Genomic DNA, 24,979 nt, shown 5'->3' with positions numbered 1-24,979 from the left:
CGATCGGTTCCTCTTCGGCTCGGGGGGCTTGCCTGCTCTCGCCCTCACATCGAACGGGCGATGTGACAGGGAACGCCGCCATTCCCTGTCACATAGGCTGTTCGACGTGTGGGCAGAGCAGGCAGTCACCCACCGAGCAGACGGAGAACCCCATGCGCTACCTGATGACGACCAAGGCCACCGACAACGCCGCCGCCCCCGACGAGAAGCTCTTCGCCGAGATGGGCGCGTTCGTGGAGGAGCTCACCGCCTCCGGCGTCCTGCTGGCCACCGGCGGACTCGCCCCCTTCGGAGTGCGCCTGATCTCCTCCGGCGGCGAGATCACCGTCACCGACGGCCCCTTCACCGAGGCCAAGGAAGCGGTCGCCGGGTTCGCCCTGGTCGAGGTCCGCTCGGAGGAGGAGGCCGTCGAACTGGCCCGCCGCTTCCGCCGGATCGTCGGCGACGGCGAGAGCGTGATCCAGCAGGTCTTCGGCCCGTGACCGGTGCGAGTACGTCCAACGGGCCCCGCCGGAGCGACCCGCACCGCACCGTCGACGCCGTCTGGAAACAGGAGTCCGCCACGATCATCGGCGCACTCACCCGGATGGTCCACGACGTCGGCCTCGCCGAAGAACTGGCACAGGACGCACTCGTCACCGCCCTCGAACAGTGGCCCGGCTCAGGCGTCCCGGAGAACCCGGGCGCCTGGCTGACCGCCGTCGCCAAACGCCGCGCCGTCGACCACATCCGCCGAGCCCGCCGCCTGGACGAGAAACAGCACCAAATCGCCCAGGAACAGCACCGGCACCCCCCGGACCGGCCGGAACCCGACCGGTTGGAACCGGAGCAGGACGACGCCCTGCGGCTGATGTTCCTCTCCTGCCACCCGGTGCTGCCCACCGCGGCCCGGGTGGCCCTCACCCTCCGGCTCGTCGGCGGTCTGACCGCCGGTGAGATCGCCCGCGCCTTCCTCCTCCCCGAGACCGCGATCACCCGCCGCATCGCCGAGGCCAAACGCACCCTCGCCGAGGCCCGCGTCCCCTTCGAACTCCCCGAGGACGGCGCGGAACTGACCGAACGCCTCTCCTCCGTCCTCGAAGTCATCTACCTGATCTTCAACGAGGGGTACTCGGCCACCTCCGGGGACGACCTGCTGCGCCCCGGCCTCACCCTGGAGGCCCTGCGCCTGGGCCGCCTCCTCGCCGCACTCGCCCCCGAGGAGCCCGAAGCCCACGCCCTGGTCGCCCTGCTGGAGATCCAGGAGTCCCGCTCGGCGGCCCGCACCGGCCCCTCGGGCGAACCGGTCCGGCTCCATGAACAGAACAGGGGCCGCTGGGACCCGCTCCTGATCCGCCGGGGCTTCGCCGCGATGCTCCGCGCCCGCGACACCCAGCGGGGCCGCCCGCCGGGCCCGTACCTCCTCCAGGCCGCCATCGCCGTCACCCACGCCCGCGCCGCCACCGCCCAGGACACCGACTGGCAGCAGATCGCCGCCCTCTACGAGACGCTGGAGGCGCAACTTCCCACCGCCGTCGTACGCCTCAACCGCGCCGTCGCCCTCTCCATGGCCCAGGGCCCCGAGGCCGGTCTCGCGCTCATGGACACCCTCACCACCGACCCGGCGCTGCGCGACTACCACCTGCTTCCCGCCGCCCGGGGCGACCTGCTCATGAAGCTGGGCCGGTACGCCGAGGCCCGTCCCGAGTTCGAGCGCGCGGCAGCCCTCACCCACAACACCGCCGAACGCGCCTTCCTGCTGGGCCGCGCGGCGGCCCTGGAGACGGCCGCCCCACAGGGCCCCACCCTCGCCGAGGCGGCGGACGCCTTCCTCGCCCAGGACACGATGGACCCGGCCACGGCCCGCTCCTACGGCCAGACGCTGCGCAGGCTGCGCACCGCGCTCGGCGACCGGCGTCCCGTCTCCGGCATCACCGCCGACGACATCGCCGGTGTCTTCGCCCTGGCCTGGGGCGGCGCGGCGGCCACCACCTGGAACCGCCACCGCTCGGCCGTCCGCTCCTTCGCCGCCCAGGCCTCGCTCGGCGACCTCGCGGCGGGGCTGGAGCGCCGCGCCGAGACCCCGTCCCGGGCCCGCCCGATCCCCTCCGAGCTGCTCGAAAGCCTCTGGTCCCGGCCCGGACTCCCGCTGCGGGAGCACACCCTGTGGCGGCTGCTCCACGAATCGGGCGCCCCGATCACCACGGTCCTCGCCCTCGACATCGGGGATCTGGACCTCACCGACCGCCGGGCCCGTACGGCATCCGGGTGGGTGAACTGGCGCGCGGCCACGGCCCTTCTGCTGCCGCGGCTGATCGCGGACCGCACCCGGGGCCCGCTCTTCCTCACCGACCGCCGCCCCGGCCCGGCCCGCCGCCCGGACAGCCGCGACCTCTGCCCGGACACCGGCCGAGGCCGCCTCTCCTACGAGCGCGCCGAGTACCTCTTCAAGCACACCACCGGCCCACTCGACCCGGCCGGAGAGGGCTGGACCCTCCGCCGGCTCGGCACCGGGTCCCACCGGACTCAGACGGCATTCAGAAAGCGCGGATAACCTCGCCCGCGACGGGACAGACCGGTAGGGAGTCCAGTCATGGAGTCCGGTCGTGGAGTCCGTCCATGGAGCACGGAGTACGGAGAGGGAGTACGCACATGGTTCGCGGTGCGCGTTCGCTGGCGCGGGTGGCGGTGGTGGTACGAGCCGGGGCCGCGCCCCTGTGGTGGCTCGGAGTGGTGGCCGCCGGGATCGGGGTGCTGCTGCCGGGGCTCACCGGACGCCGCATCGGTGTGCTGACCGGGGCGGCGCTGCTGCTGGTGACGGCCGTCGTCACGGCGCTGGCACGGCACGGCCGCTACACCCGGCTCGCCGAGGGGGCCGTCCGCGCCGGGCGCGGCGACTTCCTCCAGGACCGCAAGGTCACCCTGAACACCCGGCGGCGGGCCCGCCGCTGGCACTATCTGATCGCCTTCCTGGCCGCCGTGGCCTCCTCCTTCGCGCTGCCCGCCGCCGGCGGGATGCTGCTCGCGGGGGCCGGGGCCGGGCTCTGGGCCAAGGCGGTCCGGCTCGGCCACCGGGAGCGGGACACGGAGAAGCTCCTCTGGGTGAGCGCCGACCGGCTCTCCGCCGGCCCGGTCGGCCCGGCGGTCGAGGCCTTCGTCACCACCGGCATCGCGGCGGGCGACGCCGCCCCCGGCGGGGCCCGCCGCCGCTAGGGTCTGTCGTCAGGCGGTCTCCTCCCCGCGCGCCTTCATCACCGCCTTGTTGACCGCCCACAGCCCGACGCCGATGGCGATCAGCACCCCCGCCCGGATGTAGACCTCGGCGTCCCGCTCGGCGAGCGGGCTGGCCAGCACCAGCGCTGTGATCGCGCCGAGGACGGGCAGGGCGGTGGGCGTACGGAAGTGACGGTGCGCCACCGGGTCCCGGCGCAGCACCAGCACGGCGATGTTGACCACGGCGAACACACAGAGCAGCAGGAACGCGGTGGTGTCGCCGAGCCCCTCGATCTCGCCGGTCAGCACCAGCCCGATGGCGAGCACCGAGACGAAGACGATCCCGACGACCGGGGTGCACCGCTTGGGCAGCACCCGGCCCATGGCTTTGGGCAGGATGCGCTCATTGGCCATGCCGTAGCAGAGCCGGGAGGCCATCATGATGTTGATCAGCGCGGAGTTGGTGACCGCGAACAGCGCGATCAGCGCGAAGAGCTGGGGCGGGAAGCCGACGCCGCCCGCCTTGACGACCTCCAGGAGCGGTCCGCTGGAACTCTCCAGCGTCCGGTGGTCGACCAGCATCGACGACACCAGGGCGACCAGTACGTAGATCGTCCCGGTGACGGCGACACCGATGAAGATCGCCCGGGGGAAGGTGCGCACCGGATCCTTGGTCTCCTCGGCCATGTTCACCGAGTCCTCGAAGCCGACGAAGGCGAAGAACCCCAGCGCGGTGGCGCCCAGCACGCTGGTGAAGAGCGCGTATCCGGTGCCCTCGGCCTCGAACTGGGTGAGCCGGGAGGTGTCGCCGCCGCCGGAGAGCACCGCCCACGCGCCGATCGACAGAATGATCGCGAGTCCGGTCAGCTCGACGATCGTGAGCACCACATTGGTCTTCACCGACTCCGAGACCCCGCGCAGATTGAGCGCGGCGAGGGCGACGATGAAGAGGACCGCGATCAGGGTCGACGGGACGGCGTCGGTGAACTCCAGGAAGTAGTCACCGCTGAAGGCGCGGGCGGCGGCGCTCGCGGACGCCAGCCCCGAGCACATCACCATGAACGCGACGATGAAGGTCAGAAAGGGGACCTTGAACGCCTTCTGGGTGTAGAGCGCGGCCCCGGCGGCCCTGGGGTACTTGCCGACCAGCTCCACATAGGAGGCGGCGGTCAGGATCGCCACCAGGAAGCCGATGACGAACGGCAGCCACAGCGCGCCGCCCACCTTGCCCGCGACCTTGCCGGTGGTGGCGTAGATGCCGGTGCCCAGGATGTCGCCGATGACGAAGAGGATCAGCAGCTTGGGCCCGATGGCCCGGCTGAGCGGCCCGTCCCCCTCGGGCTCGTCCGAGGTGCGGTCGGCGGTGGTGGTGGCGGTCAAAAGGCTCTCCCTGGTCGGCTGCGGCGCATACCGCGGTACAGGAGGAGGAGACTGCCCGGACGGCCCGGGGTGATGCCCGGCAGGATGTGCGGGTAATGCGGCCGTTCTGTACACATCCGGCCCGGGACTCCGGCCCGCCCGGCCTTATCGGGCCGGCGGGGACCGCCCCTCGACGGCCGCCGCCACGTCCGCCAGGTCCCGGGCGATCGCCTTCGCCACCGCCCGCGCGCCCAGCGCGCCGAAGACCTTCGCCAGCAGCCCGGCCGCGCCGCCCGGCGGCCGGGCCGTGAAGGTCATCCGGACGTCCGTCGCCTCGGGACCGGCCGGGCGCAGGGCGAAGTCCGAGACATAGCGCGCGCCCCGCGACTCGGCCTCGACCACATAGCCGAGCGGCGGCTCGCTCGCCGTCACCCACATCTCCTCGGTGGCCGACGTGCCCAGCATCCGCCGGGTCTCGCGCCAGCGGGTGCCGACGCCGAAGGCCCCCGGCGACGAGAGCAGCTCGACCGACTCCACGCCGCTCAGCACCTCCGGGGCGCGCTCCAGATCCGTCAGCGCGCTCCACACCCGCTCGGCCGGGGCCGCGATCCTCCGCTCGACGACCACGCTTCTGTTCGCCATGACTCCAGGAAAGCAGCCGGGTCCGACAATCGCCCCCCGGAGCCCGCCCCGCAGCCCCCGGGGCCCGCCCCGGCGCTCACCCCAGCAGCGCGCCCGCCCGGTCCCCGCCCGCCTCGGCCACGATCTCCTCGGTGCTCTGCGCGGCTCTCACCAGCGAGAACTCAACCGTGTCCGCGCTCACCGCGAAGCCGTGCACCGCCGGCCTCGGCAGGCTGTTGTAGCCGTAGTGGGCGGTGAAGTAGTACGCGCCGGTGTCCAGTGCCGCCACCACGTCGCCCTGCTCCAGCAGCGGCAGCGACCGCCCCTCGGCCAGCAGATCGCCCGCGAAGCAGGCGGGCCCCGCGATGTCCTGCACCGTCTCGGCCCCCGTCTTCGGCCGCCCCTTCGCGTCGTACGCGGCGATCCGCAGCGGCCAGGAGACGGGGTCGTACACGGTACGGGTGGCGACCTGGACGCCCGCGTGGGTGACCGCGATCGGGCGGGAGCCGGACACCTTCGCGTACTCGACCCGGGCCAGGACCGTGCCGTGCTTGGCGAGCAGCGACCGCCCGAACTCGGTGACCAGTCCGTACCGCCCGTCCAGCAGCCCCGGGACCTCCCGCTTCAGCAGCCGGGCGTACTCCTCGAAGGTGGGGGTCGTCTCCTCGGACGCGAAGTTCACCGGGAGCCCGCCGCCGATGTCGACGGTCTCGATCTGCTGCCGCCCGGCCGCCGCGTTGATCTCCTCGGCCAGCGCGTACACCGCGCCGACGCCCTCGGCCATCCGCGCCAGGGGTATGCCCTGGGAGCCGGAGTGGGTGTGCAGCCGGGTCAGCCAGGGCCGCTCCAGGAACATCCGTACGACCGACTCGCGCGCGCCCTCGTCCCGCAGGGCGACGCCGAACTTGGAGGTGGCGGTCGCCGTCGACAGCGCGCCGATCGACCCCGCGCCGATCTGCGGATTGACCCGCACCCCGATCGGGGACGCGGTCCCGGCCGCCGCCAGGGCGTCGATACGGGCCAGTTCCTGCGGGTTGTCGGCGTTGACGGCGATCCCGAGGGCGAGCGCCTCGCGCAGCTCGGCCGGAGTCTTGGCGGGGGAGTCGAGGACGGTGTGCTCGGGGCGCACCCCGGCGGCGCGCGCCAGCGCCAGTTCACCGGGGCTCGCCACCTCGACGCCGATCCCCTCGGCGTTCAGCAGGGCGAGCACGGGCACCAGCGGGGTCGCCTTCACGGCGAAGGCGTGCAGCACGGGAGCGTCGGTGACGGCGGCGAAGGCCGCCCGCAGCGCGGCGGCGGACTCCCGGATTCCGGCCACGTCCAGAAGGGCCGTGACCGGCTGTTCCTCGGTGAGAAGCCCCTGTGCGACAGCGGCTCGTACGGCTTGATTCCGACGTTCGACAGTCATATGCCTCAGCCAACCACCCGGGGCGCGCCCGGCGCATCTGTTGACTAGGAGTATTCATGCGATCAGGATGTGAATAGCTGACCCAACACTGGCGGCGCGCCGCCGCGAGGAGGCATCGCCCATGTCAGGACCCCGCCCCGTACGGTCCCCGCGAGGTACGGAACTGAGCGCCCTGGGATGGCAGCAGGAGGCCGCCCTGCGCATGCTTCAGAACAACCTCGACCCCGAGGTCGCCGAACACCCCGACCAGCTGGTCGTCTACGGCGGCACCGGTAAGGCGGCCCGCGACTGGCGCTCCTTCGACGCGATGGTGCGCACCCTGCGGACCCTGAAGCAGGACGAGACGATGCTCGTCCAGTCCGGCCGCCCGGTCGGCGTGATGCAGACCCACGAGTGGGCCCCGCGCGTGCTCATCGCCAACTCCAACCTGGTCGGCGACTGGGCCAACTGGGAGGAGTTCCGGCGGCTGGAGTCCCTCGGACTGACGATGTACGGGCAGATGACCGCCGGTTCCTGGATCTACATCGGCACCCAGGGGATCCTTCAGGGCACCTACGAGACCTTCGCCGCCGTCGCCGCCAAGAAGTTCGGCGGAACCCTGGCCGGCACCATCACCCTCACCGCGGGACTCGGCGGCATGGGCGGCGCGCAGCCCCTCGCCGTCACCATGAACGACGGCGTCGCCGTCTGTGTCGACTGCGACCCGCGCGCGATCGAGCGGCGCATCGAGCACGGCTATCTCGACGTCCGCGCCGACTCCCCCGAGCACGCCCTCACCCTCGCCGTCGAGGCCCGCGACGCCCGCCGCCCGCTCTCCATCGGCGTCCTCGGCAACGCGGCCGAACTGCTCCCCAGGCTGCTGGAGATGGGCGCACCCGTCGACATCGTCACCGACCAGACCTCCGCCCACGACCCGCTCTCCTACCTCCCCGCGGGCATCGCCTTCGACGAGATGGCCTCCTTCGCCGCCGAGAAGCCCGCCGAATTCACCCTGCGGGCGCGCGAGTCGATGGCCCGCCATGTGGAGGCCATGGTCGGCTTCCAGGACGCCGGGGCCGAGGTCTTCGACTACGGCAACTCCATCCGGGGCGAGGCCCAGCTCGCCGGGTACGAGCGGGCGTTCGCCTTCCCCGGCTTCGTCCCCGCGTACATCCGGCCCCTGTTCTGCGAGGGGAGGGGCCCCTTCCGCTGGGCCGCGCTCTCCGGCGAGGCCTCCGACATCGCCAAGACCGACCGCGCCATGCTGGAGCTGTTCCCCGAGAACGAGTCGCTGCGCCGCTGGATCACCCTCGCCGGGGAGCGGGTCCGCTTCCAGGGGCTGCCCGCCCGCATCTGCTGGCTCGGCCACGGCGAGCGCGACCGCGCGGGCGAGCGCTTCAACGACATGGTCGCCTCCGGCGAGCTGGCCGCCCCCCTCGCCATCGGCCGCGACCACCTCGACTGCGGCTCGGTGGCCTCCCCGTACCGCGAGACCGAGGCGATGCTCGACGGCTCCGACGCGATCGCCGACTGGCCCCTCCTCAACGCCATGGTCAACGTGGCCTCCGGCGCTTCCTGGGTCTCGATCCACCACGGCGGCGGCGTCGGGATGGGCCGCTCGATCCACGCCGGTCAGGTCACCGTCGCCGACGGCACCCCGCTGGCCGGGGAGAAGATCCGCCGCGTCCTGACGAACGACCCCGGCATGGGCGTCATCCGGCACGTCGACGCCGGATACGAGTCCGCCGAGGCCGTGGCGGCCGAGCGCGGCGTCCGCATCCCGATGCGGGAGGGCGCGTGAACGCCGAAAGCCTCCCCGGGGCCTCCTTCCACCAGATGTGGCGGGAACTCGCCCCCGTCGGCCGGGACGCCACCACCGGCGGCTACCGCCGCTACGCGTGGTCGGGACCCGACGCCGACTGCCGGGCCTGGTTCCGGGACCAGGCGCTGGCCCGGGGGCTCTCGTACGAGACCGACCGCAACGGCAACCAGTGGGCCTGGCTCGGCGACCCGGCCGCGGGCGACGCCGTCGTCACCGGATCCCACCTGGACTCCGTGCCCGACGGGGGCGCGTTCGACGGGCCGCTCGGGGTCGTCTCCGCCTTCGCCGCGCTCGACGAACTCCGGCGGCGCGGCGTGAGCCCCACCCGCCCGCTCGCGGTCTCCAACTTCGGCGACGAGGAGGGGGCCCGCTTCGGCGTCGCCTGCGTCGGCTCCCGGCTCACGGCGGGCCGGCTCACGCGGGAGCAGGCGCACGCCCTCCGCGACGCCGACGGGGTCCTCCTCCCACAGGCGATGGAGGCCGCCGGACAGGACCCCGACGCCATCGGCCCCGACCCCGAGCGGCTCGCCCGGATCGGCGCGTTCGTCGAACTCCACGTCGAACAGGGCCGCGCCCTCGACCTCTCCGGGGACGCCGTCGGCATCGCCTCCGCGATCTGGCCGCACGGCCGCTGGCGGTTCGACTTCGCGGGCGAGGCCAACCACGCGGGCACCACCCGGCTCGCCGACCGCCGCGACCCGATGCCCACCTACGCCGAGACCGTCCTCGCCGCCCGCCGCGAGGCCGAACTCCTCGGCGCGCTCGCCACCTTCGGCAAGGTCTCCGTCGAACCCAACGGGGTCAACGCGATCCCCTCCCTGGTCCGGGGCTGGCTGGACTCCCGCGCCGCCGACCAGGCCACCCTCGACACCGTCGTCGCCGCCGTCGAGCGCGCCGCCCGGGACCGCGCCGCCCGCGACGGCGTCGACCTCACCGTCGTACGCGAGTCCTTCACCCCCGTCGTCGAGTTCGAGCACGCCCTGCGCGACGAGCTGAACCGGCTGCTCGGCGGCCGGGTCCCGGTCCTGGGCACCGGCGCGGGACACGACGCCGGAATCCTCTCCGCCGCCGTCCCCACCGCCATGCTGTTCGTACGCAACCCCACCGGCGTCTCGCACTCCCCGGCCGAGTCCGCGGCCGAGGACGACTGCCTCGCCGGGGTGATCGCGCTCGCCGACGTACTGGAGGGCCTCGCATGCCGCTGACGACAAGCTCGTACTGGGCCGAACACGCCTGGCTGGAGACCCATGTCGAGCCCGGGGTGCTGCTGGAGGTGCGCGACGGCCTGATCGCGGCCGTCCGCACCGGGACCGACACACCCCCGCCCGGCGCGGAGATCCTGCGCGGCCTCACCATCCCCGGCCTCGCCAACGCCCACTCGCACGCCTTCCACCGGGCCCTGCGCGGAACCGTCCAGGTCGGCACCGGGACCTTCTGGACCTGGCGCGAGTTCATGTACCAGTTCGCGTCCCGGCTCACCCCGGACTCGTACCACCGCCTCGCCCGCGCCGTGTACGCGGAGATGGCCCTCGCCGGGATCACGGTCGTGGGCGAGTTCCACTATCTCCACCACGGGCCCCGGGGAGTGCCCTACGAGGACCCCAACGCCATGGGCGAGGCCCTGATCGCCGCCGCCGCCGACGCCGGCATCCGGATCACCCTCCTCGACACCGCCTACCTCCGCGGCGGCCTCACCCGCGACGGCCACCAGCCCCTCGAAGGCCCCCAGCTCCGCTTCGGCGACGGGACGGCCGACGCCTGGTACGAGCGCTTCTCCCGGCTCACGCCCCGCCCCCACGCCCGGATCGGGGCCGCGATCCACTCCGTACGCGCCTTCGCCGAGGCCGACGGGTACGAGCGGTTCGCCGAGCGCACCGACGGACTGCCGGTCCACGTCCACCTCTCCGAGCAGCCCGCCGAGAACGAGGTCTGCCGGGCCGTGTACGGCACAACGCCCGCCCGCCTCCTGGCGCGCGCCGGATTCTGGAAGCCGACCGTGACCGCCGTCCACGCCACCCATCTCACCGACGAGGACATCCGGGCGCTGGGCTCCTCCGCCACCGGCGTCTGCATGTGCCCCACCACCGAACGCGACCTCGCCGACGGCATCGGCCCGGCCGTCGCGCTCCAGCGCGCCGGCTCCCCGCTCTGCCTCGGCAGCGACAGCCACGCCGTGATCGACCTCCTCGAAGAGGCCCGCGCCCTCGAACTCGACGAACGCCTCCGCTCCCGCACCCGCGGCCACTGGACCGCCGCCTCCCTCCTCCGCACCGCCACCGCCACCGGCCACACCGCCCTCGGCTGGCCCGAGGCCGGCCGCCTCGAACCCGGCGCCCCCGCCGACTTCACCACCCTCACCCTCACCTCCGTCCGCACTGCCGGCCCCCTCCCCCGCCTCGCCGCCGAAACCGCCGTCTTCGCCGCCTCCGCCCCCGACATCCGCGAAGTCGTCGTCGCCGGCCGCCGCATCGTCTCCTCCGGCGTCCACACCCTGATCCCGGACGTCCCGGGCGAACTGGCGGCGTCGATCGCCGCGCTGCGGGGGTAGGGGCCTCGCGTTCGGGACCCGCCGCCGTGCGGTAGCTCGATCGGGCGGTTCTGCTTTCGTCTCCGTACCTTCCTCGCGGGTGACGAGTAGTACATACGGTCGTGGGAATCGGTGATCGGCATCAGAAGAAGGATGTGGAAGCGGCGCTGAGGAGGGCGGAGGCGGCGGGGCTCAAGGTGATCCATACAGGGAAGGGGCACCGCTGGGGATGCGTCGTGTGCTGTCCGTGCAACGACAAGTACACAGTGGTCTGCACCCCGCAGAATCCGAGCGAAGAAGCCAAGGACATTGATCGATTCACGCGGAGGCATGAGAACTGTGCGTAACTGGTACTTCAGCCTGGTCCTTCAGGACGCTCTCACCGAAGAGCAGGACGACACCCTGACGGAGTTGGCCAGCTTCCACGACGGGCGCATCAACCTGGTGGAGGGGCCGGGCTACTCCCGGTTCAGCTGCTCCTTCGAGGCCGAGACCCTGACTCAGGCCATCGCGGACGCGCTGAGCCGATTCGTGGACCTGCCCGGGGTGCTCGTCCGTAGCGTCGAACTGGACGAGATCCAGTTGGAGGACAACGACATGGCGACCCCGGCCGTCCTCCCCGCGCCGCCCCCGCTCGCCGACGCGCCCTGAGACTCCCCGGCCCCGGAGCTAGGGTGCGCCCGTAGTAGGGGCAGTCCGCCCTCGGAGAGCAGCCATGTACGGATGCGTTCCACGGTGTCCCACAGTCGCTGAGGCCCGCCCTGGTGGACGGTGGGCGGACGGGTCCGTTCGGCGGAGGCTCTGGCCCAGGACCCGTCGGGGTGGACCAGGTAGGCGGTGCGCGTCCGTCCGCTGGTCTCGTACCCGGCTTCGACGCCTGGGGCCGTCAGTTCCAGGATGGACCGGACTTCCCACGCGTCGTCCACGTTCACGACGGGATGGCGACCGGTGCCGGTCCGCTCCCCGAGGAAGCGGTAGGTGCGGCCGTAGGTCTGGGTGAGGAAGTCCTCGCCGAGGCGTGTGACGACCGGGTGGGGTGCGGCGGTGACCGGCCCGAGCCACAGCACGGGTATCTCGGACATGCGGCGGTAGAGCCAGCACATGCCCGTGCTCCACTCCCGGTCGTCCCGGCGATTCCGTGTCCCGGTCACAGCACGTGCCGCCCGGGCTGCTCGCGGCTCTTCGGCGGGATGTCCAGCTCGGCCCAGACCCGCTTCCCGGTGACGACCCGTTCGGCGCCCCACCGGGAGGCGAGCGCGTCGACCAGGATCAGTCCCCGGCCGTGGACCTCGCTCTCACCTGCCGCCGCGCGCAAGGCCGGTGAAGGGGCACCCGCCATGAGCGCCCCACTCGGCCCAGGCCGGACAGCAGCCCCGTTTGGGCCCCGGGCGGCCCGTGGGCCATGGTGGCCGTGGGCCGGGCGGTTTCCCGTGAGCCCTGGGTGACTTGGGGAGGGGTACGGGGATGAAGAGGCTGGTGGCGCGTGCGTGGCGGGGGATGCGAGGGGTCTGGCAGTGGCGGGTGCTGTGGCTGACGCAGGCGACGTTCATGGTGGGGGTGACCGGGATCGTCCGGGACGGGGAGGGACGGGTGCTGCTGCTCAAGCACCGCTTGTGGCCCGAAGGGCGGGAGTGGGGGATGCCGAGTGGATACGCGCACAAGGGGGAGGAGTTCGGGCAGACGGTGGTGCGGGAGGTGAAGGAGGAGACGGGGCTGGACGTGCGAACAAAGGGGCTGGTGGTGCTCAACAGCGGGTTCAGGCTGCGGATGGAAGTGGTCTATGAGGCGGAGCTGATCGGGGGGACGATGGAGATCGACTCCTTCGAGATCCTGGAGGCGGGGTGGTTCACCCCGGACGAGCTGCCGGAAGGGCTCCAGGAGGCGCACCGGAGACTGATTCTGGGAGAAGGCGTCAGCTGAGCAGCCAGCGCGGACCGGTCTCCTGGTCCAGCGCCCAGGCGTACTGGCAGTCGGCGGACTCCACGGTCAGCCCGAACTCGTGCAGATCCGGGCTCCCGGCCTCCAGCCAGCCGTCCCAGGCCTGCTCCAGCTCGTCGGCGAGCCGGCGCGGGCCGCCCTGAAGGGCCGTCGGGGCCTGTCCGGGCCGGACCGAGAGCGTGGCCCAGGAGGAGCGTCCGTCGTGGAGCTGGGCGGTGACCTCGCCGGGGCCGTCGGCGCGGGCGGCGATGCGTACGTCGGGCAGCGCGACCCGCAGGGCGAACCGGAGGTGGCGGTCCTCGCGCAGCGCGCCCGGATCCCGTTCCCAGGAGCGTTCGGCGCACTCCGGGCGGGCGGCGCGGAGGAGGGCGAAGTCCTCCAGGGCGGGGCGGGTGCCCCGGGCCGGCGGGAAGCGGGCCAGCCCGCGCACCCAGCCGCTCGCGGAGCGGCCGTCCCCGGCGACGGTGAGGGCGACATGGCCGAGCCGCCCCCAGGGGGTGACGATCCGGCCGCCGGGCCGGGTCTGGGCGACCCACGCCCAGGGGATGCGGTCCACCGCGTAGGCGGCGATCACCCCGTCGTACGGCGCGGAGCGCGGATGCCCGGCGGTGCCGTCGCCCAGCTCCACCGCCACCCGGACCCCCGCCGTCTCCAGCCGCTTCTGGGCCGCCGAGGCCAGCCCGGCGTCCACCTCCACGCTGGTCACCCGGTCCGGGCCGGTGCGATGGGCCAGCAGCGCGGCGGTCCAGCCCGTGCCGGTGCCCAGCTCCAGCACCCGCTGACCGGGCTTGGGCCCCAGGGCGTCGAGCATGTCCGCCACCACCCCCTGACAGGGCAGCCCGGCGGCCTCCCGGCCCGCCACGACCTGGGTGACGGTCGGCGTCTCCGGGTCCGGGTAGACCGCCTCCGCCCACCGGCAGACATCCACCTCCCGGTCGACCGGCGCGAACACGCCGCCGTCCGGCCGCCACAGCCGGTCCGGGGCGAACAGATGGCGGGGCACGGCGTCCATCGCCTCCCGGACCCACGGCGAGCGCCCGGGCCAGGCGCCGCAGCGGTCCATCGCCTCCGCGAGACGCCGATGCCGCTCGGCGAAGAGGGCCGCCACCGCTACTTCTCGTGCTCGCGCATGTGCTTTCCCCTTCAACAGAGGCCTGTGAGCACATGGTGGCGCACGGTGACACCGGCGGGGTAGACGGCCATCCGGGTGACACGGGAGCACGATGGGCCCGGCCCCGGGCCGCCCGAGCCCCCGGGGACGCCCGTACCGTGTGGCGGACGGCCCGCCCGCCGACCCCCGGAGAGGAACCCATGAGCACCACCACCCTCATCACCGACATCGGCTCTCTCGTCACCAACGACCCGGCGCTGGGCGACGGATCCCCCCTCGGCCTCGTCCGCGACGCCGCCCTGCTGATCGAGGGCGAGACGGTCGCCTGGGTCGGCCCCGCCAGGTCCGCCCCCGCCGCCGACACGGTCCGGGACGCGGGCGGACGCGCCGCGATCCCCGGCTTCGTCGACTCGCACTCCCACCTCCTCTTCGCCGGTGACCGCACCGAGGAGTTCAACGCCCGGATGTCCGGCCGCCGTTACGAGGCCGGCGGCATCCGCACCACCGTCGCCGCCACCCGGGCCGCCTCCGACGCCGCCCTGGAGGCCAACCTCCTGCGGCATCTCGGCGAGGCGCTGCGCCAGGGCACCACCACCTTCGAGACCAAGTCGGGATACGGCCTCACCGTCCACGACGAGGCCCGCGCCGTGGAGATCGCCGCCCGTCACACGGAGGAGGTCACCTATCTCGGGGCGCACATCGTCCCGCCCGACTTCGCCGACGACCCGGCCGGCTATGTCGCCCTCGTCACCGGCGAGATGCTCGACGCCTGCGCCCCGCACGCCCGCTGGGTCGACGTCTTCTGCGAGAAGGGCGCGTTCGACGGGGACCAGGCCCGCGCCGTTCTCACCGCCGGCCGGGCGAAGGGGCTGACGCCGCGCGTGCACGCCAATCAGCTCGGGTACGGGCCCGGGGTCCAGCTCGCCGTGGAGCTTCAGGCGGCCAGCGCCGACCACTGCACCCATCTCACCGACGCCGACGTCGACGCGCTCGCGAGCGGGAGCACGGTCGCGACCCTGCTGCCCGGCGCGGAGTTCTCCACGCGCGCCGAGTGGCCGGACGCCCGGCGGCTGCTGGACGCGGGGGTGACCGTCGCGCTCTCCACGGACTGCAACCCGGGCTCCTCCTTCACCTCCTCCATGCCGTTCTGTCTCGCGCTCGCCGTACGGGACATGGGCATGACCCCCGACGAGGCCCTCTGGTCCGCGACCGCCGGCGGGGCCGCCGCCCTGCGCCGCACCGACATCGGACGGCTCACCCCCGGGTCCCGGGCGGACCTGGCGCTGCTGGACGCGCCCAGCCATGTCCACCTCGCCTACCGCCCCGGCGTCCCCCTGGTGACGGACGTCTGGCGGCGAGGCCGCGGAGCCGTCTGAGCCGGTCAGGGCAGGAGATGCGCGTACGCCTCCGGGGCCCCGCGCAGAAAGTCCCCGAAGCTCGTCGCCGGACGGCCGGTGAGCCTCGGCACGGCGTCCGAGACGGCGGACAGCTCGCCGGTCGCGACGGCCTCGTACGAGGTGACCCAGCCGGCCAGCTCCCACGACGGGGCCCCGTACCCGGCCCGGGAGGCGTACGCCTCGTCCCGGGTCTCGGGCCGGTAGACGATCTCGCGCCCGGCGAACCGGCTCAGCTCGGCGGCGGCCTCGGCGAGGGTGAGCGCCGCCGGGCCGGTCAGATCGTGGGTGCGGCCGTCGTGCTCGTCGGAGAGGAGTACGGCGACGGCCGCGTCGGCGATGTCGTCGTGCGCCACGGCGGAGACCCGGCCCGACCCCGCCGGGCCCCGGATCACCCCGTCCGCCCCGGCCATCTGGGCCAGCGAGGAGAGATAGAAGCTGTCCCGCAGAAAGGTGTGCCGCGCCCCGGACGCGCGGATGTGCTCCTCGGTGTGCCAGTGGTCGCGCGCGAAGGTGAAGGTCGCGTCCGGCGCGGCCCCCAGGAAGGACACGTACACGATCCGCTCCACCCCCGCCGCGACGGCCGAGTCCACCGCCGTCCGGTGATCGCTCACCCGCTCGGGGGCCTCCCGCGCGGAGACCAGGAACAGTGTGCTCGCACCGTCGCACGCCCGCCGCATCGCCTCCCCGTCCCCGTACGCGGCGGGCGGCGCGAGCGCGCTCCCCTCGATCAGGGGCAGCCGCTTCGGGTCCCGGCCCAGCAGCCGGGGCGTGAGACCCGCCGCGCTGAGGCGGCGGGCGATCCGCCCGCCGATCCGTCCGCTGGCTCCGGTGACGGCGATGGCTGGGCTCATGGCTGCTTCCGCTCTCCTCGGTGGACGATCCACGCGTACGGGAAGAGTCTCGTCCAGCCGCCCCGCGAACGCGCCCCGGGACCGCCGGTCAACCGGTGCCGAACCAGACCTCGGCGATCGTGGGGAGGTCCGCGCCCGCCGGGACCGGCACCTCCCGCAGATACCAGGGCAGATCGCTGTACACATGCAGCAGGGTGTACGCGAGGAGCACGGCCGGCTCGAAGCTCTCGCCGTACGCGGAGAGGAAGCGCCGCAGCAGCCCCGGGTCGCCCCGGGTGAGGAACAGGCCGACGGCGACGAGATCGTACGCCCGGTCGCCGATCATCGCGGGCTCGAAGTCGAAGAGCCCGCTCAGCCGCCGCGCTCCGGGGTCGAGAAGGAAGTGCTCGCGCATGAACTCCGTGTGCAGCAGCGTGCGGCGCGGACTCCTGGGCAGCGCCACCGAGTCGAGGAAGGCCGGGATCCGCTCCAGCAGCGCGGCGGGCAGCCCCCGGGCGCGCTGCTGTTCGACGGCCGCCGCCCGGCGGCGGTCGAGGAAGGCCCCCCAGTCGCCGGGGCCGAGAACGTCGGCCAGCGGCTCGGGATCGAGCGCGTGCAGCGCCGCGAGGGTCTCGCCCGCCTCGGCGGTGATCCGCTCCCGGTCCACGGCCGGCAGCCGCTCCCAGACGGCCGCGAGGCCGGTGCCGGGCAGCCGGGACATCAGCACGTACCGCCAGCCGTTGACATACGCCCCGGAGGCGGCCACCGAAGGGGTGGGGACCGGCAGCCGCCCCTGGAGGTGCTCCAGTACGCGGGTCTCGGTGACGGCGTCGGAGGCCGACGCCCCGGGGAAGAGCTTGAGCACATGGGCCTCACCCACCGCGTAGACCGGCTGCGTCCCCTCGGGGAAACGCGTCAGCCGGGCCCCGGCGAACCCCAGCCGGGCGCACAGCTCCTCGGCCCCGGGGCGCATCACGCTCTCGTCGGGGACCACCGCGTCCCCCTGGGCGTCCGTCTCCACCACAGGCAGCATGGTGAGGACCGTAGGCCGCCCGCCGGGCCGCGGCAACGGAGTTGATGACGTACTACGGCGGACCCGAGCCGTTCAGCCAGAACGCCCCGTACACCGCCGCGACCGCCGCCGCGCCCCCGATCACCGCACGGGCCGTGGCGGGCCTCGCCCGCGCCAGGGCGAGGGCGGGCGGGATCAGCAGCGGGAAGGCGGGCAGCAGCAGCCGGGGCTTGGAGCCGAAGTAGCCGGACGCGCCCAGGGCCAGCACCACCACGATCCCGCAGTACACGAGGAGGGCGAGGTGCTGGCGCTGGGCCACGCCCTTCGCGTACAGCCAGATCACCAGGGCCACCCCGGCGAGCAGTCCCACCCCGCCCAGGAACCCCGGGCCCGCGAGCAGCCCGCCGGCGAACCGGGCGAAGGCCAGCCCGCCGTCGAAGCCGTTGCCCCACTCGGCCTGCACATCGAGATAGCCGAGGAGACTCCCGGTGCGCGCCCCCACCCACAGGATGTATCCCGCCGCGCCCAGCGGGGCCAGCGCCATGCCCAGCGCCATCCGGCCGCGCGGCGCGCCCTCGCGCCGCCACAGCGTCAGCGCCGTCACCCACACCGCCGCCGCGACCGCGAGACCGACCGGCCGGGTCAGCCCGGCGAGCGAGGCGAGCACCCCGGCGGCGAGCCAGTTCCCGCGCACCGTCGCGTACAGCGCCCACGCCGCGAGCGCGACGAAGAGGGATTCGCTGTACGCCATGGACTGCACGATCCCGACCGGCAGCGCGGCCCAGAGCGCGACCGTGAACAGCGCCGGGCGCTCGCCGTGGAGTTCGGCGACGAGCCGGAAGATCCCCCAGGCCGCCAGGGGCCCCGCGACCGCGCTGACCAGCAGGCCCGCGTCGGGCGGGCCGAGCGGGGTGAGCGCGGAGACGCCCCGCTCCAGCCACGGCAGCAGCGGGAAGAAGGCCATGTCCGAGAGGACCCGGCCGTCGGGGGCCGTCAGCGTGAAGTCGTAGCCGTGCTCGACCACGCGTACGTACCAGAGCGAGTCCCAGCGTTCGGCGAGCAGCACCCGGGCGTCCCGGCCCGCGAGGGACGACCAGAGGAAGAGGACCGCGAGACAGAGCGCGCGGACGCCGAGGTAGAGGAGGAGCGCGGGACGGGCGCGCCGGAGCGCCTCCGGAGCGGACGACGGCATGCCGGATCCTTCTCGTACGGGTCCGGCGGTGACCGGGGCGCGGGCGTGAGACGTGAGACGTGAGACTCAAGCCTACCGACCGCTCCCCGGCCGCCGAGGGGCCCGCCGGGTCAGGGCCTCAGCCGGACCGGCAGCTCGCTGACGCTGTTGCCGACGAAGCTGGCGTGCCGGGGCAGCTCGGCCTCGGGGACCGCCAGCTCCAGTTCGGGGAAGCGGGTGAAGAGACTCTCCAGGGCGATCTCCGCCTCCATCCGGGCCAGCGGCGCGCCCAGGCAGTAGTGCGCGCCGTGCCCCAGCGACAGATGGCGGGGGCCGTCGGCCCGGGTGACGTTGAAGCGGTCGGCGTCGGGGCCGTGGGCCGCCCGGTCCCGGCCGGCCGCCGAGTAGCCGGCGAGGACGGGGGTGCCCCGGGGGATCACCGTGCCGTCGACGGTGATGTCCTCGGTGGGGTAGCGGAAGGGGAAGTAGCTGACCGGGCTGTCCCAGCGCAGCGTCTCCTCGACGACATCGGCCCAGCCCGCCCGCCCGGAGCGGACGGCGGCGAGCTGCTCGCGGTCGGCGCAGAGCGCCCGTACCGCGTTGCCGATCAGATTCAGCGTGGTCTCGTGCCCGGCGACGATCGTCAGCAGCAGGGTGCCGATCAGCTCCCGCTGGCTCAGCCGGTCGCCGTCCTCCTCGCGGGCGGCGATCAGCGCGCTGGTCAGATCGTCGCCGGGGTGCTCGGCGCGGTCCGCCGCGATCGCGCTCAGCAGTGCCACCAGCTCCTGGTTGGCGGCGATCGCCTCCTTCGGCGTTATGACCGTGCTGACGACCTGGTTGGAGAGATGGTGCAGCCGTTCCTGATGGGCGTCGGCCACCCCGAGGAGGGCGCAGATCACGCTCAGCGGCAGCGGCAGCGCGAAGTTCTCGCGGAGGTCGACCACGCCGTCCCCGTTCTCCGCCGCCGCCGCGAGGCCGTCCAGCAGCCCGGCGGTGACCTTCTCGACGCCCGGGCGCAGGGCCGCCACCCGGCGGCCGGTGAAGGCCTTGGTCACCAGTGAGCGCAGTCTGCGGTGGTCCTCGCCGTCTGCGGTGGTCATCCCGGGGACGGTGGCGAAGGTGTGCAGCGGCCAGCCCTTCGGTATCCGCCCCTCCCGCAGCGCGGTGAAGTGCCGGGGGTCCTTGGCGACCTCGGGCCGGGAGAGGAAGTCCTTGAGCGCCTCGTGGCCCAGCACCGCCATGCCCGGGACCTCGCCCGGCAGCACCACCTCGGCGACGGAGCGCCCGGCGGCGAGCAGCCGGGCGTTGGCGGCGTGCGGGCAGCCGCCGCCCGGGTCCATCCGGTGCGGTGGCGGCGGTGCGGCGGCGGAAGCGGAAGCGGAAGCGGTGGTGCGGGAACTCTCCGGGGTCTGGCTCAACTCGGCTCTCCTGGCGGTGAGTCGTGACGGGAGACGGCTCCGGCCGGGCACTTCGCCGCCGTGAGCGGTTCCCCCGACACAAGGAGGTCCGGCCGGGCGGGCGGCGGCAGCTGGGGCCGGGTGAAGCGCACCGGCAGCGCGGCGAGCCCCTTGCTCCAGGGCGATTTGACCCAGGACAGCTCGGACTCGGGCACCGCCAGCTCCAGATCGGGCAGCCGGTGGCGGATGGTGTCCACGGCGGTACGGGTGATCAGCCGGGCCGGGTCCTGCGCCGGGCAGGCGTGCGGACCCGCGCCGAAGGCCAGATGCGAACGGTTGCCGATCACCGGGGTGCCGTCCTCGGGCAGCACGGCGGGATCCTGGTTGGCCCCGGCGAGCCCCAGCAGCAGCATGTCCCCGGTGCGGACGCGCTGGCCGCCGAAGTCCAGGTCCCGGGTGGCGTAGCGGGCCGGGAAGTTCTGGGTCGGCGGATGCCGCCAGAGCACCAGGTCGAGCGCGTCGTCCACGCTGAGATGGCCGACCGCGAGCGAGGAGCGGAACGCCGGGTCGCAGAGGAGGATCCGCAGCGTGGTGGAGATCCAGTTGACGGTGGTCTGCTGTCCGGCGACGAACATCACCACCAGGTTGTGCAGCACCTCCTCGTCGGTGAGCGCGGCCGGGTGCCGCAGCAGCGCCGAGGTGACGTCGTCGCCGGGCCGCTGCCGCTTCTGCTGGATCAGGGTCTGGAGGATCGCGTTCATCCGCCGGCTGGCGTTGACCGAGTCGGCGTTGGCGACGACCATCCCGGTGATCGCCTGTGCCAGCAGCTGTCCGGTGGGCTCGTCGAGCCCGAGCAGCCCGATGATCACCCGTACCGGGAGCTTCCGGGCGTACTCCGGGACGAGGTCGGCCTCGCGGCGGCCGGCGAAGGAGGCGATCAGCTCCTCGGCGGCGGCGCGTACGGTACGGCGCAGCTGATGGCCGTTGATCTCGTCGAGGGCCTCGGAGACCGCCGTGCGCATCCGCCGGTGCTGCTGTCCGTCGGCGAAGAGGAGCGCCGGACGCCAGCCGATGATCGGCATGATCGGGGAGTCGGGCGGCACCCGGCCCTCGCGCAGCAGGCTCCAGCGGCGCGGGTCGTGGGAGAAGTCCTGCTCGTCGCGGGTGAGCCGGAGCAGCTCACGATGGCCGATCACCAGCCAGGCCCCGACGCCCGGGGCGATGGTGACGGGGGCCACCGGGCCGTGCGCCCGCCGCAGCCGCTCGTAGAGCGCGGGCATGGCGTCGCCGTCGAGGTCCGGCCCGTACAGCGCGGTCGGGGCCAGCCGGTGGCCGCCGCCGTTCCGGGGCGCGCCGGGGGCGTGCGGCGCGGTGTGCGGGGGCCCGGTCACAGCGACTCCGTCGCCGTGGAGCCGGCGGGTGCGGGAGCCGGAGCGGACGCCTGGGCCTGGGCCTGGGCGGGCGCGAGGCCGTGCGCCTCCGGGGGAGCGATGTCGATGAGATGGCCGAGCAGGGCGATCAGCACCTGCACCGAGGAGCGCAGATTCCGCGCGTCACAGGCCACCAGCGGGGTGTCCGGCAGCAGATCCAGCGCCGCCCGCAGCTCGTGCTCGGTGTACTGGGGGCTGCCGGGGAAGACATTGACCGCGACGGCGAACGGCAGCCCGAGATCCTCCAGATTGCCCAGCGCGTCGAAGGACGCGGCCAGATCGCGGGTGTCGACCAGCGCCAGCGCCCCGAGCGAGCCCTTGGCCAGATCCCGCCAGGCGGGCAGGAACCGCTGCTGGCCGGGGGTGCCGAAGAGATAGAGCACCAGCGCGCCGTCGATGGTGATCCGGCCGAAGTCCAGCGCCACGGTGGTGGTGGTCTTGCCCGGGGTGAGCACCGTGTCCACCCCGGCCCCCGCCTGCGTCATCATCGCCTCGGTGGACAGCGGTTTGATCTCCGAGACGGTGCCTATGAGCGTCGTCTTGCCGACCCCGAGCGGGCCGACCACCAGGATCTTCGCCGCGCCCACGACTCCGGCGCTCACATACTTCCCCGGCTGGGTGCCGGGGCCGGGGGTGTCCCGGGTCCGCCCCGTGTGCGGGCCCGGTTGTCCCGACGCCCGGTCCGGGTCGTCAGAGACGGCTTTCGAGGCCATGGAGGACCTTTCTGAGCATGGTCACATCGGTGTGTTCGGCCGGGGGAATGGGCGGACGGATCACGATCAGCCCCCATGCGACGAGGTCGGAGAGCAGCACCTGGACGACCGAGGGTGGCTGGCCGAGATGCGCCGCCACCTCGGCTACCGACAGCAGGCCCTGACAGTGGGTCAGGATCTTGTGGTGTTCCGGCTGGAGGGACGGCGGGAACGCCGCGTCGGTCGCCATCACCAGGGTCTCCCAGGCCAGCGGCTCGCCGCCGGTGTCCGAGCGCCCTCTGGTGATCACATACGGGCGTACCGCCGAAGGGGTCCGATCCTCCGGACGGTCCGTCATGAGGAGTCGGTCACCGGATCCCTCGGCTGACTGCTCAGATGCGCGCCGATCTTCGCCACCAGCAGCTGCATCTGCTGCGCCACCAGCCCCACATCGGCCTCGGTGTCGGTGGCGACGCCCAGGTGCGCGCCGATTCCGGCATGGGTGAAGAGGACGAAGCCGTGCTCGGACTCCAGCATCAGCTGCCGTACGCCCGCGCCCCGGCCGAAGAGCAGCGCGGCGGTGGAGCGCCCGGTCATGGTCATCGCGGCGCAGGCGGCGGAGAGCGCCTCGGCCTCGGCCACGCTGAGCGAGGAGACCGGCCCGGTGAGCCGCTCGGCGGAGGCGTGGCCGAGCCGCAGCCCGTCCTCGGAGACCACCACGGCGTGCCGGACGCCGGGGATCTCGGTCAGGGGGCGGAGCATCCAGCCCAGGTCGGGAAGTCTGGTGATGGTCCCGGTCACGGCCGGCCTCCATGGTGCGCGTCGGTGTGGTCGGTGTGGGGTGCGCGGTCGGGTACGGGGTCGGGGTCGGGGTCCTCGTGGGCCACGGCCGCACGGCCGCGCCGGGAGCCGGACACCACGCTGGCGACCGAGGCCCGCGCGGCCTCCGGCGTCCAGGCGGGCCGGTCGGCGGGGAGCTGCGGCGCGGCGGGCGGCTGGGGGGTCAGCGCCGTCTGGGCGGCGGCCTCCACGGCGGCCCCCCGGCGGCTGCGCCTGCGGGGGAGCGCGCCGGGCGCGGCCCCGCCCGGCGGCCGGGCCGGATGGTGCTGGGCCGGGCCCTGCCGTTCGGCGGTCCGGGGGGCGGCCCCGGTCTCCGCCTCCCGGCGCTGGTCCGGCTCCAGGTCCAGACCCAGACCCAGATCCTGGTCCAGGTCCTGGTCCGCCAGGGAGTGCTGCGGTGTGTCGGAGTGGGCCCCGGGCGGCGCGGGCGTGCCCCGGTACCCCTCGGCGTACGCCCCGGGGTCCCGTTCGCCGCCGTCCCGGCGTCCGCCGGAGACGGTGACCGTGGTGTCCCGGTACGGACCCGCACCCGGACCGGCTCCGGCCGGTGTGTCCCGGGCGGGACCCGGGCCGGTGCCGGAGCGGTCGTCCGTCAGCCGGTGCGCGCCGGAGCCGGCGCCGGAGTTCTCGTACGCGTACCCCGGTCCGTCCCCGCCGGGCGCGGCGCGCTTGCGGGCGGTGCGCCCGGGCAGCTCGCTCCGCCGCCGGCCGGAGCCGGAGAAGTGCGAGAGCGGCTCGGTGAGCAGCCGGTACGGGACGAAGGCGACCGCCCGGGTGCCGCCGTAGGCCGAGGTGCCGGTCAGTTCGACGCCGAAGCCCAGCTCCCGGCTCCAGCGGCCGACGCAGGCGAGCCCGAGGCGGGGCACCGCGCCCAGCTCGGCCAGGTCGAGTTCGTCGCGCAGCCGGGCGGTGGACTGCCGCAGCACGTCGGCGGGCATGCCCAGCCCGGCGTCGTCGATCTCCACCACCGCGCCCGCGCCCACCTCGCGCACGGTCACCACGACCTGGGTGCGCGAGGGGGAGAAGACGGTCGCGTTCTCCAGGAGTTCGGCGATGGCGTGCATCAGCCCCTCGACGACGGGCGGCACCGCGTACAGCGTCTGCCCGCCGTGCACCTCGATCCGGTTGAACTCCACGATCCGGGACTGGGCGCCCCGGACGCAGTCGTAGAGCGAGACGGGCTGGGTCTCCCGCCGGGCGGGCCAGATCCCGCACATCACCAGCAGGGTCTGCGCCTTGCGGGTCATCTGCGCGGCGGCGTGGTCGGCCTTCATCACCTCGGCCATCAGTCGGGGGTCCTCGATGGTCCGCTCCACCCGGTCCAGCACCTGCTGCTGGACGGTGGCCATGGCGTGCATATTGCGGGCGACGGACTCGAAGGCCGCCTGCACGGAGTCGCGCAGCACCCGCTCCCTGCGCACCGCCTCGTCCGAGCCGAGCGCCGTCACGACCGTCTCCAGCGCCCGGGCGAACTCTTCGCCGGTGTCGGCGGCCGGCGCGAGCGGGCCGGGCGCGGAGTCCAGTCGTTTCCCCGCGCGCCGCAGTTCGGCGATCGCGGGCAGCCGCACGGTGGCCAGCCGGGTCACCTCGGCGGCCCGGGCCCGGGCCGTGCGGCGGTCCCGGGCGCCACGGGCGCGCTCGGCCCGCAGCTGCCGGGCGAGGGCCACCGCCCAGCCGAGCGCCAGCACGGCACTGGCGGCGCAGGCCCAGGCGAGGATCTGCCGGAGCCCCACCCGGGTGTACTGGTCGGCGAGCGCCGTCGCTCCGGCGACGGCGGCCAGGGCCGCCGCCGGCCACCAGGGGGAGGGGCCTCTGTCGCCCGGTTCGGCTCCGGCACCCCTTCCGTTCACCACGAGGGCCCCGATCCGCCGGGTCGAGGGGGCCTGCTCGACCTGGGGTCCGAGGGGACCACGACGTAGACCACGACCACGAAGACCGAGCCTTTCACGAGGACTTGCGGAACAGCCGAGCCCCTCGGGGCACGGTCACGGGACACGGAATCGGAAGTCGTGCCGGACTCCCGGGGGGAAAGGGAGAGCAGTCCGAATCCTACGATCAACGGACCTCGTTCGAATGTGGGATGGCCAAGTCGCCTGAGAATGTGCTGTGTTCCCCGGCCGTTCCTGCTGATTCCCATCCGTCACTTCTGCACCATCAGCACCACAGGTCTCAGGATCTCCATGAATTCGCCACAAGTTGGCCGGGGTTCCCTACCCTGCCGGGGTACGGACCGGTACCGTCGCCAGCGGGGAA

Annotated in this window: 24 protein-coding genes; 10 read left to right on the top strand and 14 right to left on the bottom strand. The window is 73.8% G+C overall.

What is annotated here, in order from left to right; translation table 11 throughout:
* The first annotated feature begins 152 nt into the window (after positions 1–152).
* The 3 genes from ABD371_RS00355 to ABD371_RS00345 all read left to right on the top strand — a co-directional run bounded on the left by ABD371_RS00355 (position 153) and on the right by ABD371_RS00345 (position 3,192).
* Entirely contained in the window at positions 153–482 is a 330-nt protein-coding gene (locus ABD371_RS00355; RefSeq protein WP_344471328.1) for a YciI family protein, read from the top strand.
* On the top strand, positions 479–2,533 hold the full coding sequence (locus ABD371_RS00350; RefSeq protein ID WP_344471326.1) for a sigma-70 family RNA polymerase sigma factor: 2,055 nt from the start codon (positions 479–481) through the stop codon (positions 2,531–2,533). The genes ABD371_RS00355 and ABD371_RS00350 overlap by 4 nt, the downstream gene beginning before the upstream one ends.
* Positions 2,534–2,631: 98 nt before the next feature.
* Entirely contained in the window at positions 2,632–3,192 is a 561-nt protein-coding gene (locus ABD371_RS00345) for a hypothetical protein (protein ID WP_344471323.1), read from the top strand.
* Between the two features lie 9 nt (positions 3,193–3,201).
* Here the strand turns inward: ABD371_RS00345 and ABD371_RS00340 are convergent, their stop codons facing one another.
* The 3 genes from ABD371_RS00340 to ABD371_RS00330 form a co-directional block, all read right to left on the bottom strand.
* Complete coding sequence (locus ABD371_RS00340; protein WP_381735140.1) at positions 3,202–4,572, bottom strand: APC family permease; 1,371 nt, start codon at positions 4,570–4,572, stop codon at positions 3,202–3,204.
* A 144-nt stretch (positions 4,573–4,716) separates the two neighbouring features.
* Positions 4,717–5,193 carry an SRPBCC family protein gene (locus ABD371_RS00335; RefSeq protein ID WP_344471320.1) on the bottom strand — a complete coding sequence of 159 codons (477 nt, stop codon included), beginning with the start codon at positions 5,191–5,193 and terminating at the stop codon, positions 4,717–4,719.
* A 76-nt stretch (positions 5,194–5,269) separates the two neighbouring features.
* The gene (locus tag ABD371_RS00330) at positions 5,270–6,580 is read right to left on the bottom strand and encodes a type III PLP-dependent enzyme domain-containing protein (RefSeq protein ID WP_344471318.1); all 1,311 of its coding nucleotides are present in this window, start codon (positions 6,578–6,580) and stop codon (positions 5,270–5,272) included.
* Positions 6,581–6,701: 121 nt separating this feature from the next.
* Here ABD371_RS00330 and hutU point away from each other — a divergent pair, with 121 nt between their 5' ends.
* The 5 genes from hutU (at position 6,702) to ABD371_RS00310 (ending at position 11,559) form a co-directional block, all read left to right on the top strand.
* Complete coding sequence (gene hutU, locus ABD371_RS00325; RefSeq protein ID WP_344471316.1) at positions 6,702–8,360, top strand: urocanate hydratase; 1,659 nt, start codon at positions 6,702–6,704, stop codon at positions 8,358–8,360.
* A gap of 35 nt (positions 8,361–8,395) precedes the next feature.
* Positions 8,396–9,586: an allantoate amidohydrolase gene (locus tag ABD371_RS00320; RefSeq protein ID WP_344472135.1), complete on the top strand. Its 1,191-nt coding sequence runs from the start codon at positions 8,396–8,398 to the stop codon at positions 9,584–9,586.
* Positions 9,577–10,929 (top strand): formimidoylglutamate deiminase, encoded by a 1,353-nt coding sequence (locus tag ABD371_RS00315; protein ID WP_344471313.1) that lies wholly within the window; start codon positions 9,577–9,579, stop codon positions 10,927–10,929. Before ABD371_RS00320 ends, ABD371_RS00315 begins: the two co-directional genes overlap by 10 nt.
* A gap of 101 nt (positions 10,930–11,030) precedes the next feature.
* Complete coding sequence (locus ABD371_RS35805) at positions 11,031–11,255, top strand: hypothetical protein (RefSeq protein WP_381735137.1); 225 nt, start codon at positions 11,031–11,033, stop codon at positions 11,253–11,255.
* Positions 11,248–11,559 carry a hypothetical protein gene (locus ABD371_RS00310; protein WP_344472133.1) on the top strand — a complete coding sequence of 104 codons (312 nt, stop codon included), beginning with the start codon at positions 11,248–11,250 and terminating at the stop codon, positions 11,557–11,559. Before ABD371_RS35805 ends, ABD371_RS00310 begins: the two co-directional genes overlap by 8 nt.
* Positions 11,560–12,055: 496 nt before the next feature.
* Here ABD371_RS00310 and ABD371_RS00305 read toward each other — a convergent pair whose 3' ends face one another.
* Positions 12,056–12,247 (bottom strand): ATP-binding protein, encoded by a 192-nt coding sequence (locus tag ABD371_RS00305; RefSeq protein ID WP_344471310.1) that lies wholly within the window; start codon positions 12,245–12,247, stop codon positions 12,056–12,058.
* Between the two features lie 125 nt (positions 12,248–12,372).
* Between ABD371_RS00305 and ABD371_RS00300 the strand changes: the two genes are divergently transcribed.
* Positions 12,373–12,828 (top strand): NUDIX domain-containing protein, encoded by a 456-nt coding sequence (locus tag ABD371_RS00300; RefSeq protein ID WP_344471308.1) that lies wholly within the window; start codon positions 12,373–12,375, stop codon positions 12,826–12,828.
* Here the strand turns inward: ABD371_RS00300 and ABD371_RS00295 are convergent.
* Positions 12,821–13,954, bottom strand: coding sequence for a methyltransferase domain-containing protein (locus ABD371_RS00295; protein ID WP_344471306.1), 1,134 nt, complete (start codon positions 13,952–13,954; stop codon positions 12,821–12,823). The genes ABD371_RS00300 and ABD371_RS00295 overlap by 8 nt on opposite strands.
* A 203-nt stretch (positions 13,955–14,157) precedes the next feature.
* Between ABD371_RS00295 and hutI the strand changes: the two genes are divergently transcribed.
* Positions 14,158–15,333 carry an imidazolonepropionase gene (gene hutI, locus ABD371_RS00290; RefSeq protein WP_344471303.1) on the top strand — a complete coding sequence of 392 codons (1,176 nt, stop codon included), beginning with the start codon at positions 14,158–14,160 and terminating at the stop codon, positions 15,331–15,333.
* 5 nt (positions 15,334–15,338) lie between these two features.
* On the opposite strand, the gene ABD371_RS00285 is transcribed toward hutI, so the two are convergent.
* From ABD371_RS00285 to ABD371_RS00245, 9 genes are all read right to left on the bottom strand, one after another.
* Positions 15,339–16,205, bottom strand: coding sequence for an SDR family oxidoreductase (locus ABD371_RS00285; protein ID WP_344471300.1), 867 nt, complete (start codon positions 16,203–16,205; stop codon positions 15,339–15,341).
* Positions 16,206–16,293: 88 nt separating this feature from the next.
* Positions 16,294–17,217, bottom strand: a complete 924-nt coding sequence (locus ABD371_RS00280) for a phosphotransferase family protein (protein ID WP_344471297.1) — start codon at positions 17,215–17,217, stop codon at positions 16,294–16,296.
* Positions 17,218–17,269: 52 nt separating this feature from the next.
* Positions 17,270–18,388 carry a glycosyltransferase family 39 protein gene (locus ABD371_RS00275; protein WP_344471294.1) on the bottom strand — a complete coding sequence of 373 codons (1,119 nt, stop codon included), beginning with the start codon at positions 18,386–18,388 and terminating at the stop codon, positions 17,270–17,272.
* A gap of 110 nt (positions 18,389–18,498) precedes the next feature.
* Positions 18,499–19,707: a cytochrome P450 family protein gene (locus ABD371_RS00270; RefSeq protein WP_344472131.1), complete on the bottom strand. Its 1,209-nt coding sequence runs from the start codon at positions 19,705–19,707 to the stop codon at positions 18,499–18,501.
* Between the two features lie 74 nt (positions 19,708–19,781).
* Positions 19,782–21,155 (bottom strand): cytochrome P450, encoded by a 1,374-nt coding sequence (locus tag ABD371_RS00265; RefSeq protein WP_381735133.1) that lies wholly within the window; start codon positions 21,153–21,155, stop codon positions 19,782–19,784.
* Positions 21,152–21,907: a GTP-binding protein gene (locus ABD371_RS00260; protein ID WP_344471291.1), complete on the bottom strand. Its 756-nt coding sequence runs from the start codon at positions 21,905–21,907 to the stop codon at positions 21,152–21,154. The genes ABD371_RS00265 and ABD371_RS00260 overlap by 4 nt, the downstream gene beginning before the upstream one ends.
* The gene (locus ABD371_RS00255) at positions 21,885–22,244 is read right to left on the bottom strand and encodes a DUF742 domain-containing protein (protein ID WP_190126972.1); all 360 of its coding nucleotides are present in this window, start codon (positions 22,242–22,244) and stop codon (positions 21,885–21,887) included. The genes ABD371_RS00260 and ABD371_RS00255 overlap by 23 nt, the downstream gene beginning before the upstream one ends.
* Positions 22,241–22,687 carry a roadblock/LC7 domain-containing protein gene (locus ABD371_RS00250; RefSeq protein WP_190126973.1) on the bottom strand — a complete coding sequence of 149 codons (447 nt, stop codon included), beginning with the start codon at positions 22,685–22,687 and terminating at the stop codon, positions 22,241–22,243. Before ABD371_RS00250 ends, ABD371_RS00255 begins: the two co-directional genes overlap by 4 nt.
* Positions 22,684–24,579, bottom strand: coding sequence for an ATP-binding protein (locus tag ABD371_RS00245; protein ID WP_344471284.1), 1,896 nt, complete (start codon positions 24,577–24,579; stop codon positions 22,684–22,686). The genes ABD371_RS00250 and ABD371_RS00245 overlap by 4 nt, the downstream gene beginning before the upstream one ends.
* Positions 24,580–24,979: the final 400 nt, after the last annotated feature.

This window comes from Streptomyces amakusaensis (genome assembly GCF_039532665.1).
GTDB classification, from domain to species: domain Bacteria; phylum Actinomycetota; class Actinomycetes; order Streptomycetales; family Streptomycetaceae; genus Streptomyces; species Streptomyces amakusaensis.
Note: the sequence above shows the minus strand (reverse complement) of the source record. Positions and strands in the feature narration are given on the sequence as shown.